Genomic DNA, 12,961 nt, shown 5'->3' with positions numbered 1-12,961 from the left:
AAGAGGGGGTTACAATACACCCTGCCACGCCACCAAAACAACATCATTTTGATAACATTTAATTTACTTTTAAGCTTATTTGCGCGGCGTGACCCAGGCATGTTTTCCGATAACGAAATCTGATAAAATCACTCCCTTTCATAACATTATTTCAGCCTGGTGTCAGGTAGATAATTTGCATAAAAATTCATCCACATGCATAATAATGTTGTTTCTATCGTCATATTCCGGGTGACTTATGCGAAGCTCGTCTAAGCAAGAAGAATTAGTAAAGGCGTTTAAAGCGCTGCTCAAAGAAGAGAAATTCAGTTCTCAGGGAGAAATTGTTCAGGCGTTGCAGGAACAAGGCTTCGACAACATTAACCAGTCGAAGGTCTCTCGCATGTTAACCAAGTTTGGTGCGGTGCGTACGCGCAACGCCAAAATGGAGATGGTCTATTGCCTGCCTGCTGAACTTGGCGTGCCGACGACCTCCAGCCCGCTGAAGAACCTGGTTCTGGACATCGACTATAACGATGCCGTGGTCGTGATCCACACCAGCCCAGGCGCAGCACAGCTGATCGCTCGCCTGCTGGATTCGCTGGGTAAAGCAGAGGGGATCCTCGGGACTATCGCCGGGGATGACACCATTTTTACGACCCCGGCAAACGGTTTCTCTGTGAAAGACCTCTACGAAGCGATTCTGGTTCTGTTCGAACAGGAGCTGTAATTGTCTGCCCCGTAGCGTCTGGCTGCGGGGATCCTTCTGCTGTTACCTCGTTTTACCCTGCTTTTCTCTGCCTGCTACTTTTGCAAATAGTGCTTTTTACCGTCCATTAACATTCATCCAGCGAATGATCTGCCGCAAAATCGCACTAAAAATCAAATTCACTTATCCTTTTGATTTTTAAATCAAAAAAGCATTCCTTTTCAGCTTGCAACGCACTTTTTATGCATTCTTGTTATAAAAATTGATTTTTTTAACACGTAATAACAGGCGCAACCATTAGTCTGGTATTAATTTTTTGCGTGATTAGTGTATACTTGATTTTGTGATGAGGGTCACAGAACAAAGACCCCAGTAAAATAATTGACGAGGTAAATAATCATGAAAATCAAAACCACTGTAGCTGCCCTGAGCGTACTGTCAGTCCTGTCATTCGGTGCGTTTGCAGCCGACACCATTAATGCCGAACAGGCACAATCCCGTCAGGCTATCGGGACTGTTTCTGTTGGTGCCATCGGTACTTCTCCGATGGACATGCACGAAATGCTGAACAAAAAAGCGGAAGAACAGGGTGCGTCATCCTATCGCATCATCGAAGCGCGCAGTGGTGATCACTGGCACGCTACCGCAGAACTGTACAAATAAACCCTCGTCGTATCTCATCATACGACTTGCCCCTGACCTCCCGGTCAGGGGCTTTTTTATGAATGACGCACGTTGAAACGCAGTTGTCCTTCCAGTTCCTCCTCCGCTTCATCAAACAATAAAATCAATGCGCCAAAGCGTCTGCGCAGTTTTTCAGGCAGATGGATAAACTCGATCTCCAGCGGTAACGGCAGCCGATCGCCGGTCACTACATCCCACAGCATATCAAGATCGCTTACGCTGCCCCGCTCCAGGTCGAACGCCCGAGTAAACTCGCGATAGAAGTCTTCCTGACTCTCAATTTCGTCAAAATCAAAGGTATAAATTTTCATTGCCAGCCACCCGGTACAGGCGGGCGGCAGATGCCGCCCTGTCTATTATAATCCCCCGATATGCAGGGTTTTAACTTCCAGAAACTCCTCCAGCCCCAGCACGGACCCCTCACGGCCCAGCCCGGACTCTTTTACCCCCCCAAACGGCCCCAGCTCGGTCGAGACCGCACATTCATTAATCCCGATCATGCCGCTCTCAATGGCCTGTGAGACGCGGAACACGCGCGAGAGATTCTGGGTATAAAAGTAGGCCGCCAGACCGAAAGGCGTATTGTTAGCACGCATAACCACTTCGTCTTCCGACGTGAAGCGGAAGCAGGCGGCAACGGGACCAAAGGTCTCCTCTTCTGCCAGCTTCATGCCTTCATGGCAGTCACCGAGCACAGTTGGCATCCAGAAGTTGCCGCCCAGCTCGTGCGGTTTACCGCCAGCCAGCACCGTGGCGCCCTTCGCTACCGCATCTTCGACGTGCTCGCGCACTTTATCGACAGCCGAAGGCTCTATCAGCGGGCCGACAACGATGCCCTCGTCCAGACCGCTGCCCACCTTCAGCGCCTTCACCGCATCGGCAAGCTGATTGACAAACTTGTCGTAGACCGTTTCCTGAATATAAAAGCGGTTGACGCTGACACACACCTGTCCGGCGTTACGGAACTTGTTGGCGATCGCGCCTTTGACGGCAGCGTCAATGTCCGCATCCTCAAATACGATATACGGCGCATTACCGCCCAGCTCCATCGACACCTTTTTCATGGTCTCTGCGGAATTGCGAACCAGCGTTTTCCCGACGGCGGTTGAACCGGTAAACGAGATTTTGCGCACGTCATGGCTGGCCATAATGGCGTCACTAATTTCAGAGGTGCTCCCCGCGACCGCATTCAGCACACCATCCGGCACACCGGCCTGCTTGGCCAGCGTCAGCAGCGCAAAGGCACTCAGCGGCGTGTTGTTTGCAGGTTTGATCACACCGGTACACCCTGCTGCCAGCGCCGGGCCGAGCTTACGGGTGAGCATGGCCATCGGGAAGTTCCATGGCGTGATAGCAGCAACCACCCCGACAGGTTCACGAGTGGCCAGAATACGGGAACCGGGTTTAACCGGAGGAATGATTTCACCGTTGGCGCGCTTGGCCTGCTCGGCAAACCACTGAATGAAGCTGGCAGCGTAGTCCACTTCACCCTCAGCCTCTTTCAGCGGCTTGCCCTGCTCGGTGGTCATCAGCCGCCCGAGCCAGCTTTTGTTCTCGATAATCAGTTCATACCAGCGATAGAGGATCGCGGAACGCTCTTTTGCCGTTTTCGCGCGCCATGCGGGAAAGGCTTTCGTCGCGGCCGCAATGGCCTCTTCGGTTTCGGCTTTCCCTGCTTTCGCCACTTTCGCGACCACCTCGCCCGTGGCCGGGTTTAGCACATCAAACGTGGTGTCGAGTGTTTTCCAGATACCGTTAACCAGATAGCCGGTCTGAAAAAGAATACTGTCCTGAAGAGCCTGGGTTGTCATGTGTCCTCCCTTCCTGAATGTTTGAACCTGCAAGAATAAGTATAGCCACAAAAAAACCGACGCTTTTGGCGTCGGTTTTCTCTTTATTAGCTGTCTGTCAGCGCATTCTGGTAGCGGTGCAGCATAAACACCAGCCGCTCTACCGGCTCGGTAACCTGCGGTGGCGCTTCCCAGACTCGCAGTTTCTCCTGGTAGATATCCAGCTCCTCCAGCAGTTGCTTAAAGTAGCGGCGACGTTTGTCATCACTGGATGCCGATATCACATGGTCCGCCGTTCGCCGTAGCTGGCGGTGGAAAGCGGACAAATCGTCGTTGATCGGCACGGGCGCGTTCCGCAAACGCTGGTGCGCGATAATCATGGTTAACGCCAGCCGGAAGCGGGCCACATCTCCCGGGAATTTATTCAGCAACAGGAAGAGCTGCTGATAGAGCGCTGGCAGGTGGTTCTCCTTGCGCCGCGCGGTGTTGGTGGTCATGGACGAAACGGCGGCGGATACAAACTGATTCAGCAGCACGCGTCCAGTCCGCGCCTGAGAGTTATCCCGCACCAGCAGGATCACCATCATCGCCAGGAAACACCCCACCAGCTGGCCTAGTGCGCTGTCCAGGAACTGGCTGAAATGGAAGGTCATCGGGTTATCCAGCACGATGATGTTAATCGTACTTGCCAGCGCACCTAACGATCCCAGACGGCGTTTTTGTACCTCTATCCCGATAAAGAACGCCATTACCGCCAGGCTGATGCAGAGCAAAAGCATGCTTTGCTGCGTCGAGGGGATAATCACGAGGAAATAGAGCGCGCCAATGGGTAACGCCGCAATGGTGCCGTACAGAAAATCGATAGCGACCATTCGCGGGTTGGGCAGACGCATCGCCAGCGCGGTGACGACCGCAATCATCACCATCGCGCCGCTACCGGACGTCCAGCCAGTCCACAGCCAGAACAACGTGCCGAGTATACAGGCCAGGGTGGTACGCCAGAAGTTGACCATCGCATGATGACGCTCGGCGGATTCCGGTTTGATCACCACTTCGCCCTGTAACACCTCTTCTTCCGCCGCACTGATTTTGGTGTTGCTAATCACGCCGCGTTTCAGGAGCAGGTAGCGCGTTGCGGCACCAACCCAGGTATAAATGGTGACTGGCGTATCCCGTTCTCCCGTCCAGGCAATCACACGGCGCATGCGTTTGAGCTGTCGATGCACGTCCTGCACCGTCTCCACAGGCTCGTCAAACAGTTCGCGGAAGGTATCCGTTACCACCTCGGGACGGGTGTTCTGAATCAGGTAGGTTTCACACGCCTGGGTGATCAGCGTTAGCGAGACGGTATTGATCGCTTTAAGACGACGATTGGCGCGCTCCCAGCGGGAAGACTCCATATTGAGATTACTGCGCATCCCTTCAAGCGCCTGCGTGCGGCGCACCAGCGCACTCCAGGCCTTGTCGACCTCCTCGCTGTCGCCATGCTTAATGCACAACTGCATCAGCTGGTACTGGGCAACGATCAGCGCATCCAGCTCACGATCCACTTCCTGCTTGATAGATCGCGGAGAGAAAAGCAGATCTGCGACAATCGCGCAGACAATACCAATCACAATCTCACTGCACCGCTCTACCGCGAACTGCGGGGCGAGCAGGGGTTCGGACTGAATGGTGATGATGATAATCAGCGCGGTATAACCCGCCAGCCCCCAGGCGTACGAGTTCTCGACCTTAACCAGGGAAGAGATCCAGGTGCAAAAACCGGCCCAGATACAGCACACGATCAGCATCAGCAGCGGGGTGCGGATCATCAGGATGATAATGGTCAGGGCGGCGATACAGCCGATAAAGGTCCCGATAATACGCAGCATCCCGCGATAGCGGATTGCGCCGGAGTAGGGTTCGCCACCCGCAGCGAAGGCGGGACCGGCGGCGACAATGGCGGCGGTCAGAACGGCCCAGCGCGGCGTTTCAAGCTGGAAGTGAAATCCAATAAACAGCGCCAGCACAATGGCGCATGCCAGCTTCACGGCGAAGCGGATGTGCTGACTGGCGATGGAAAAAATGCCCATAGTGATTAACCAAACTCGCGCAGGCGGTGGGCGATTTGACGGAAGATGGAGTCCTGACTGGCGTCACGGTCTTTTTCACCGGTGATCACCACCGTCGCCGTGGTGCCTGCGGGCCAGAGGTTGCTCTGCTGCTCATCCAGACGAATGCGAACCGGTACGCGCTGCGCCAGGCGAACCCACTCAAGGTTGGAATCGACGGTCGCCATTCCTTTTGAATCATTGGTACTGCTGGAGTTGGTCACCCCCGCAGCAACGCTGTCCACGGTACCTTTCAGCACCCGGTTGCTGCCGAGCGGCGTGATTTCGGCGCGATAGCCCGGACGCACGCCTTCCAGCTTGGTCTCTTCCATATAGGCGAGGACGTAGAAGGAGTTCTGTTTCACCAGCGCCACGGCGGTTGAGCCGCGCGTGATAAACTCACCCGCATAGACGTTGAGGTTGGTTACCCAGCCATCGGACGGGGCGCGGATAACGGTACGTTCCAGATCGAGCTTCGCCAGATCGCGCGTCGCCTGCGCTTTTGCCAGCTGATGCAGCACGGTTTGCAGCACGTTATTGGACTGGTCAATCTCTTCCCGGGACATGGCCTGGATGCCCAGCTTGTTACGGCGTCCTGCTTCACGGCGTTTTTCAGAGGCCAGCGCGTTGTAATAGGCCACGTCGGCTTCCGCTTCTTCCAGCGCTTTTTGATAGCGCGGCTGGTCGATGGTGAACAGCACCTGATCTTTTTTCACCAGCTGGTTATCGTGAACGTTGACTGCCGTAATAAGACCGGCGACATCGGGCGCTATCGCAACCACCTCCGCGCTGAAACGCGCATCGCGCGTCCACGGGGATTCGGTGTAATAAACCCAGGCGCGAAAAATAGCGATGAACGCCAGGATGACCAGCGCCATAGTGATGGCAGTGCGGGAGATTTTTCTTGTTAGCGTTTTCACATCAACCTCAGACAAACATGCGCGATATTAAATAGAACAGGCAGCAATACAGCGCGGTATTGAACAATGCAGGATGCCAGACGAAATCATAAATCCCGGTAGGGACCAGCACCTTGCGCACCAGCCAGAAGATCGCCAGTGATAAAAGAAGCTCGAAAAATATCGGTGGGAACGACAAACCGAACACCACGATAACGGGAAACAGACTCATGTTGACCTTGATTAAAGAGAGTGCAGGTTACTGGATTTTTAAGCTCGCACCGCCGCAGGAGAGCAAGAATTGCCGGGCGAGAGTGGCGCAGCCGTTATGTAATTAATAATATATTAACGTAACTGTTATGCTGTTATCTATCATATGTGATCTAAATCACTTTTAAGCCAGAGTGAATAATGGAACGTCTTAAACGCATGTCGGTGTTTGCCAAAGTTGTCGAACAAGGCTCTTTTACCGCCGCAGCACGTCAGCTACAAATGAGCGTCTCATCCATTAGCCAGACGGTGTCAAAACTGGAGGATGAGCTTCAGGTAAAGCTGCTCAACCGCAGCACCCGCAGCATCGGGCTGACGGAAGCGGGGAAAATTTACTATCAGGGCTGCCGTCGAATGCTGCATGAAGTGCAGGATGTTCATGAGCAGCTCTATGCCTTTAATAACACCCCTATCGGCACGCTGCGCATCGGGTGTTCTTCAACTATGGCACAAAATGTTCTCGCTGCCATGACGGCGGAAATGCTGAAAGAGTATCCCGGTTTATCCGTCAATCTGGTCACGGGCATTCCAGCACCGGATCTGATTGCCGATGGGTTAGACGTGGTGATACGCGTTGGCGCATTGCAGGACTCGAGCCTGTTCTCGCGTCGACTGGGCAGCATGCCGATGGTGGTCTGCGCTTCGAAGAGCTATCTGGCACAGTATGGCGTACCGGAAAAACCCGCCGACCTGAGTAACCACTCGTGGCTGGAATACAGCGTACGGCCAGATAACGAATTTGAACTGATTGCGCCGGAAGGGCTTTCCACTAAACTGCTGCCAGAAGGCCGCTTCGTGACCAACGATCCGATGACGATCTCGCGCTGGCTGGTGGCCGGGGCCGGGATCGCCTACGTGCCGCTGATGTGGGTGATCAACGAGATCAACAGCGGCGAACTGGAGATCCTCTTCCCGCGCTACCAGTCCGATCCGCGCCCGGTGTACGCGTTGTATACCGAAAAGGACAAGCTGCCGCTGAAGGTGCAGGTCTGTATTAACTATCTGACGGACTATTTTGTGGAAGTGGCGGAGCTGTTTCAGGGCATGCGGGGGAGAAGGAAAGAGTAGGCATTCACCCCTCACCCTAACCCTCTCCCCAACGGGGAGAGGGGACTGCTCCGTGCGGTCTTTTCTCCCTCGCCCCTTTGGGGAGAGGGCCGGGGTGAGGGGGAAAAATTTACGCCGTGCCGCCCACCGTCAGGTTATCAACCTTCAGCGTTGGCTGACCCACGCCCACAGGCAGGCTCTGGCCCTCTTTGCCGCAAACGCCCACGCCGTTATCCAGCTTCAGGTCGTTACCGACCATGGAAATCTGCTGCATCGCTTCGATGCCGGACCCAATCAACGTTGCGCCCTTCACCGCTTTGGTCACTTTGCCTTTCTCAATCAGATACGCCTCGGAGGTAGAGAAGACAAATTTGCCGGAGGTGATATCCACCTGACCGCCACCAAAGTTTGGCGCGAAGATCCCGTAATCAACAGATTCGATAATCTCCTGCGGCGTGGATTTACCCGGCAGCATGTAGGTGTTGGTCATACGCGGCATCGGCAGATGCGCGTAGGATTCGCGACGGCCATTACCCGTTGGCGCTACGCCCATCAACCGTGCGTTAAGCTTGTCCTGCATGTAGCCTTTCAGCACGCCGTTTTCAATCAGCACGTTGTACTGGCCCGGCGTACCTTCGTCGTCGATAGAAATCGAGCCGCGACGGTCGAGCATGGTGCCATCATCCACCACGGTACACAGTTCCGAGGAGACGAGCTGCCCCATCTGACCGCTGAATACGGACGTCCCGCGACGGTTGAAATCCCCTTCCAGGCCGTGACCGACCGCTTCGTGCAGCAGCACGCCCGGCCAGCCTGCGCCCAGAACCACCGGCAGCGTACCGGCGGGTGCCGCCACGGCAGACAGGTTAACCAGCGCCATGCGCACGGCTTCTTTCGCCCACGCATCCGCGCGGGCTTCGCCATCAACATCGCCCAGGAACCAGTCATAGCCAAAACGACCGCCGCCACCGCTTGAGCCGCGCTCGCGCTTGCCGTCGTCTTCCACCTGAACGCTGATGGAAAGACGCACCAGCGGACGCACGTCGGCGGCCAGCGTACCGTCCGTCGCCGCCACCAGTATCAGTTCATAGACCCCGCTCAGGCTGGCAGAAACTTCCTGCACGCGCTTGTCCGCTGCGCGAGCCACTTTGTCCACGCGACGCAGGATGTCCAGCTTCTCTTCACGGCTCATGCTTTGCAGCGGATCGATGCTGGTATAGAGCGCGGTGTGTTGCACTTCGCCCAGCGTTTTCACGCGACCGTCGCCGGTATCGCGCACAATGGTTCGAGCCGCCTGCGCGCTCTGTTCCAGCGCGGCCAGGCTTATCTGGTCTGCATAGGCAAAACCGGTTTTTTCGCCGCTGACGGCGCGTACGCCGACGCCCTGATCAATGTTATAAGAGCCATCTTTAATGATGCTGTCTTCTAAAACCCAGGATTCGTGATAGCTCGACTGGAAATAGAGATCGCCATAGTCGAGGCGGCGTTCGGTCAGTTGACCAAGAATGGAGAACAGGTCCTGATGGCTCAGGCCGTTCGCTGCGAGCAAATGTTCACTTACCAGGTTCAGACTCATCGTATTGCTACTCGTTCGTTGCCGCCGGTGGCGGTATAAAGATCGTATTTATTGAGAGTGAGGCAATTACCTGCCCACGTCAAATCATTGCTGTGCTTCTTTGCGCGGCTGGCGCAGCACTTCATTAATCTGTGGTTTATCAACCGGCCCGGTAATGCGATAGCGCAGAATCGAGACTTTGCTCCAGAGCGGCCCCAGCACTTTACTGGCCGCAAACACCGCCGCCCCGACGATCGGATTGACCACAAAGGCTGCCGCAACGCCCACGCTTGCGGAAATCTCCGGCGCCACCACGGCTTCCATATCCAGCTCGCGGCGCACGAGATCCACTGACCCTTTCATCGCGATATCCGCTTCCAGGCCGTCCACCAGCGTGTCGTCGGTGTGCAGAACGCCGTCTTTGATCCACGCCGTGCTGCGAATGGAATCGTAGTAGAAACCTTCGCTGAAGGTGTCGCTAAAGTCGAAGCGCAGCTTGCGCAGCAGCGCGTCAAAACTCAGCAGACGCAGGATCTGCCCGGCGCGCCCCGTGCTCACATCGGCAACCTCACCCTTACCGAAGTTGGTTTTCAGGATGCCGTTAAGCGAAGCTTCATCCGGCGTCCACGGCGCTGCACGCCAGTGCAGATCGTAATTCACATCGAACGACGATCCCCGAAGCGGCGTGCTGATACCGAAGAAGTTAGCCGCGGCGTCCAGCTTGTTGCCTTTAATATCGCCTTTCAGCGAGGTGCGCTGTTCACCCGGTTTGTTCACCCATTCGCCTTTGGCAGTCAGCCGGCCAAAGCCGGTATCCACCAGCCCCCCAGAGAGGCTCAACGTATTGCCCTGGATGGCGAAGTCGCCGTCGATACGGCCATATTTTTGCCCCCACAGCCAGCACTCCGCACAGCGCAGCTGGAGATCGGGCCAGCCGCTGAAATCCACGCGCGTGGCCTCGCTTAACGGAGAAGCGCTTGTCGACTGAGCGTGAGATGCCGCAAAGGTCGGGTTGTAATAGAGATAACGGATAGCCGCCTGCCATGGGGCATTATCGCGCATCGTCAACGAACCGTTAATTTCACGCCCCTGCGCCTCGACCTTTGAACCGTTTACCGTCGGGCTGGAGACAATACTCAGATTGTTCCACTGCTGCCCACCCAGCGTCAGCGCTGGCGTTCGCAAGGTAATGGACTGCGGGAACTGCGCCGTTTGGTCGACGTTTTGCCCGACACCTTTCTGGAACAGTGCCAGCCACTCGGCGCCATCCATCGGCGGGAGATTCAGTTCAACGCCCGCCTGCTCCGGCAGCGGTGGCGTGGTGCGGCTGTCCGTCGTCCAGATTGCCCTGTCCAGCGTCAGCTTGCGGTTAAGCAGCCAGCGGCTGTTGAAGTGGTTTGTTCCGCCCGCGTTGCCGGTGAGCTCGAAGCTGTTGAGGTTGCCCGCAACCTTAACGTTGACAGGCAATGCTTCACCGTTTTTCTTATTCAGCGGTGCCGGAAGCTGGCTGCTGAGGTTTTTCAGATCGCCCGTAATGTCGACGTTATAACGCGCACCGGCATGATAAGGCAGGTCGATGGCAACTTTGCCATTCCATGACACCGCCCCGTCCACCGCATTCTCAATCGGCTTCGGCAGAACATCCATGCGTGACGGCTGCCAGTTCGCGTCCATATTGACCGCCACCTGGTAGGCTTTATCGCCCTCGGTGGTGGAGAAATCGATATTGACGGGTTGATTGAACCAGGTTGCTTTCAGCGGCTCACTTTTCAGCGTGCCGTTAACAAAGCTGAACTGACCGCTGAGGTTTTTTAGCGTGCTGTCCAGCGGCTTGATATAGAGGCTGTTGTTGTTAAGGCGAACGTCGCCTTTGGCGGTGGTCATTTCACCGTCCAGCGGGATATCCAGATGTAAGCGAGCATTCACATCGCCATCTAACTGCAATTGCTGAAGGGTGGCTGCCAGGGAGTCATTCAGCGGCGTATCTTCAAAGTACGGGCCAACCGCTTTACCCGGTCCCTTGATGTCCGCATCAATCAGCAATTTCTCTTTGGAGTAATCCGGGATGTTTGCCGTCAGGTTGCTTGCCGTCACGCCACCCAGGGCAACGCTGTCCGTCTTCATCCACAGGCCGTCATTGAGGAAGTTGAGTTCAATATCCAGATTCTTCAGCGCGGGCCAGTCCGGCTGGAAGGCATAGGTGGCGTTGCGCAGCGGCACCAGAACCTGGAACTGGCCTTCGTTATGCTTATACGGGAACAGGTGCGGGTTGCCGCCATAGACCAGCGTGGCGTTATCCGCCTGACCGCCCTGGATGGCGCCGCTGAGATAGTCCACCAGCGCTTTCCCCATCAGGTTTTCCGGGAAGTAGCGCCACGCCTGCGAACCGTCATCCGTGCTGATGCCCGCCAGAATACCCAACCATGGTTCATCACCTTCAGGCTGTAGATAGCGGAAATTACCGCGGGCATGTACCGCTTTGGCTTTCACATCGATATCGCGGCCATCGAGCTGAAAACCTTTGTCATTCTTCAGCCAGTTAAGGGTGGCGTTTCCCTTTTCGATCTCCAGTGGCGCACGGAAGACCGTTTCGTACGGCATTTTCGCGTCCTGCATTTCTGCCGTCAGCCTGCCGTTTTCCACGCTTCCTTCCAGCTTACCGCTGAAGTGCTCAGCACCCGGCAGCAGTTTCCACTGTTTCCACGCAAGATTTTTCCATGCCGCCTGAAAACGCGTCTTTTCCGTGGCCTGAAGCGGAATATCGAGTGCCAGACGGTTTATCTGCCCGCTCGGTTGCGTCGCCAGCCAGATTTCGCCCAGATCCGGGGAGAGTTTTGCGGCCATTGAACGCAGACCTTCGATCGCCGTCAGATCCAGATTACTGGCGCGGATACGCAGTTCGTCGCTGCGTTTCCCGTTTACCCCGCCGACGTCCTGCTCCGGCATCCACGCCAGCGTCAGCGCGCCGCGCGGCCAGGGTTTGTTATCCATGGAGATACGCGTATCCGGAATAGCGAACTGCCAGCCGCCCTTTTCCTGCGTGACGTGAGCGGTGAGGTTATCGACGGAAAGTTGATGTTGACGACGTTCACCTTTCCAGCTCGCGCCTCCCTGCTTAAGCCAGATATCACCGCTGGCGAACGCGCCGTTCGTCAGGGTCATCCAGCCTTCGAGGCTGAAACGTGCGGTTTCCAGCTGCATGTTCTGCTGAAGCCACTCACCGAGCCACGGCTTCACGTCCACGTCGTCCGCCTGTAGCCAAACCCTGCCATTGTTCAGCAGGCCATTGTCGTCCCGCAGATCCATCCGCACCTGCATAACGCCGTGCTGCCCGTTCAGGCTGGAAAGATTCACCTGCCCCTCGGCGCGGTGACGCTCTTTCCCGTTTAGCCAGGTCAACTGCGGGATTGCCAACTCGGCGCGCTGACCGGAAAGCGTAATAAAGCTCACTTCGCTGTCGCGCAGATCGAAATGATCGAACTGCCGCAGGAACAGATCGCTGATACGGTTGGTTTCCAGCCCACGATCGCTGTCGCCGCTGCGCAGCGGCGTGTTGGTCATCAGCTGAAGTTGCCAGAAGGTGAGATCGCGAAACTGCCAGCGCAGATGCAGCAGGCTTTGCCAGACATCCAGCGCCAGGGTGACGCGTTTGATTTTAAGATGGCCGCCATCTTTCAGGCTGGCGCTGATATCCCGCGCATCAAGCGTCGGGCCAAAGTTCTGCCAGCTTGCTTCGATATGGCTCACGTCCACCGGCAGGCCGGTGGCGGATTCGATTTTGGCCAGGATTTGCGGACGCCAGCTGTCCAGGTGCGGTAAGACGAGACGCAGCCCGCTCACGAGCAGCGCGACAATCACGACCAGCGTTGCCCCAGTAAGCAGTAAAATCCCCGGCAATCGCCTCACGCGTCTCTCCTTGTCAGCCTTTAATCTCG

10 protein-coding genes are annotated in these 12,961 nt (G+C 56.0%); 3 read left to right on the top strand and 7 right to left on the bottom strand.

What is annotated here, in order from left to right:
• The first annotated feature begins 238 nt into the window (after positions 1–238).
• Entirely contained in the window at positions 239–709 is a 471-nt protein-coding gene (gene argR, locus BH712_RS20170) for a transcriptional regulator ArgR (RefSeq protein WP_003860428.1), read from the top strand.
• Positions 710–1,087: 378 nt separating this feature from the next.
• The gene (gene yhcN, locus BH712_RS20165) at positions 1,088–1,351 is read left to right on the top strand and encodes a peroxide/acid stress response protein YhcN (RefSeq protein ID WP_006812160.1); all 264 of its coding nucleotides are present in this window, start codon (positions 1,088–1,090) and stop codon (positions 1,349–1,351) included.
• A 56-nt stretch (positions 1,352–1,407) separates the two neighbouring features.
• Here yhcN and BH712_RS20160 read toward each other — a convergent pair whose 3' ends face one another.
• From BH712_RS20160 to aaeX, 5 genes are all read right to left on the bottom strand, one after another.
• Positions 1,408–1,683, bottom strand: coding sequence for a barstar family protein (locus BH712_RS20160; RefSeq protein ID WP_006812161.1), 276 nt, complete (start codon positions 1,681–1,683; stop codon positions 1,408–1,410).
• A gap of 45 nt (positions 1,684–1,728) precedes the next feature.
• Positions 1,729–3,183, bottom strand: a complete 1,455-nt coding sequence (locus BH712_RS20155; protein ID WP_006812162.1) for an NAD-dependent succinate-semialdehyde dehydrogenase — start codon at positions 3,181–3,183, stop codon at positions 1,729–1,731.
• Between the two features lie 86 nt (positions 3,184–3,269).
• Positions 3,270–5,237 carry a p-hydroxybenzoic acid efflux pump subunit AaeB gene (gene aaeB, locus BH712_RS20150; protein WP_006812163.1) on the bottom strand — a complete coding sequence of 656 codons (1,968 nt, stop codon included), beginning with the start codon at positions 5,235–5,237 and terminating at the stop codon, positions 3,270–3,272.
• Between the two features lie 5 nt (positions 5,238–5,242).
• Positions 5,243–6,175, bottom strand: a complete 933-nt coding sequence (gene aaeA / locus BH712_RS20145) for a p-hydroxybenzoic acid efflux pump subunit AaeA (RefSeq protein ID WP_003860417.1) — start codon at positions 6,173–6,175, stop codon at positions 5,243–5,245.
• A 7-nt stretch (positions 6,176–6,182) separates the two neighbouring features.
• On the bottom strand, positions 6,183–6,386 hold the full coding sequence (gene aaeX, locus BH712_RS20140) for a p-hydroxybenzoic acid efflux pump operon protein AaeX (protein ID WP_003860416.1): 204 nt from the start codon (positions 6,384–6,386) through the stop codon (positions 6,183–6,185).
• Between the two features lie 179 nt (positions 6,387–6,565).
• Here aaeX and aaeR point away from each other — a divergent pair, with 179 nt between their 5' ends.
• Positions 6,566–7,492, top strand: a complete 927-nt coding sequence (gene aaeR, locus BH712_RS20135) for an HTH-type transcriptional activator AaeR (RefSeq protein WP_006812164.1) — start codon at positions 6,566–6,568, stop codon at positions 7,490–7,492.
• Positions 7,493–7,601: 109 nt separating this feature from the next.
• On the opposite strand, the gene tldD is transcribed toward aaeR, so the two are convergent.
• The gene (gene tldD / locus BH712_RS20130) at positions 7,602–9,047 is read right to left on the bottom strand and encodes a metalloprotease TldD (RefSeq protein WP_006812165.1); all 1,446 of its coding nucleotides are present in this window, start codon (positions 9,045–9,047) and stop codon (positions 7,602–7,604) included.
• An 84-nt stretch (positions 9,048–9,131) separates the two neighbouring features.
• A complete protein-coding gene (gene yhdP / locus BH712_RS20125; protein WP_006812166.1) occupies positions 9,132–12,932 on the bottom strand; it encodes an AsmA2 domain-containing protein YhdP in 3,801 nt (1,266 codons plus the stop codon).
• Positions 12,933–12,961: the final 29 nt, after the last annotated feature.

It is taken from the genome of Enterobacter hormaechei ATCC 49162 (assembly GCF_001875655.1).
GTDB lineage: Bacteria > Pseudomonadota > Gammaproteobacteria > Enterobacterales > Enterobacteriaceae > Enterobacter > Enterobacter hormaechei.
This window is presented reverse-complemented; position numbering and strand designations above follow the sequence as displayed.

Excerpts from the sequence above, each read along its gene's own strand:
- aaeX (WP_003860416.1), bottom strand. The coding sequence starts at position 6,386 with ATGAGTCTGTTTCCCGTTATCGTGGTGTTCGGTTTGTCGTTCCCACCG.
- aaeB (WP_006812163.1), bottom strand. The coding sequence starts at position 5,237 with ATGGGCATTTTTTCCATCGCCAGTCAGCACATCCGCTTCGCCGTGAAG.
- yhcN (WP_006812160.1), top strand. The coding sequence starts at position 1,088 with ATGAAAATCAAAACCACTGTAGCTGCCCTGAGCGTACTGTCAGTCCTG.
- BH712_RS20155 (WP_006812162.1), bottom strand. The coding sequence starts at position 3,183 with ATGACAACCCAGGCTCTTCAGGACAGTATTCTTTTTCAGACCGGCTAT.
- BH712_RS20160 (WP_006812161.1), bottom strand. The coding sequence starts at position 1,683 with ATGAAAATTTATACCTTTGATTTTGACGAAATTGAGAGTCAGGAAGAC.
- tldD (WP_006812165.1), bottom strand. The coding sequence starts at position 9,047 with ATGAGTCTGAACCTGGTAAGTGAACATTTGCTCGCAGCGAACGGCCTG.
- aaeR (WP_006812164.1), top strand. The coding sequence starts at position 6,566 with ATGGAACGTCTTAAACGCATGTCGGTGTTTGCCAAAGTTGTCGAACAA.
- argR (WP_003860428.1), top strand. The coding sequence starts at position 239 with ATGCGAAGCTCGTCTAAGCAAGAAGAATTAGTAAAGGCGTTTAAAGCG.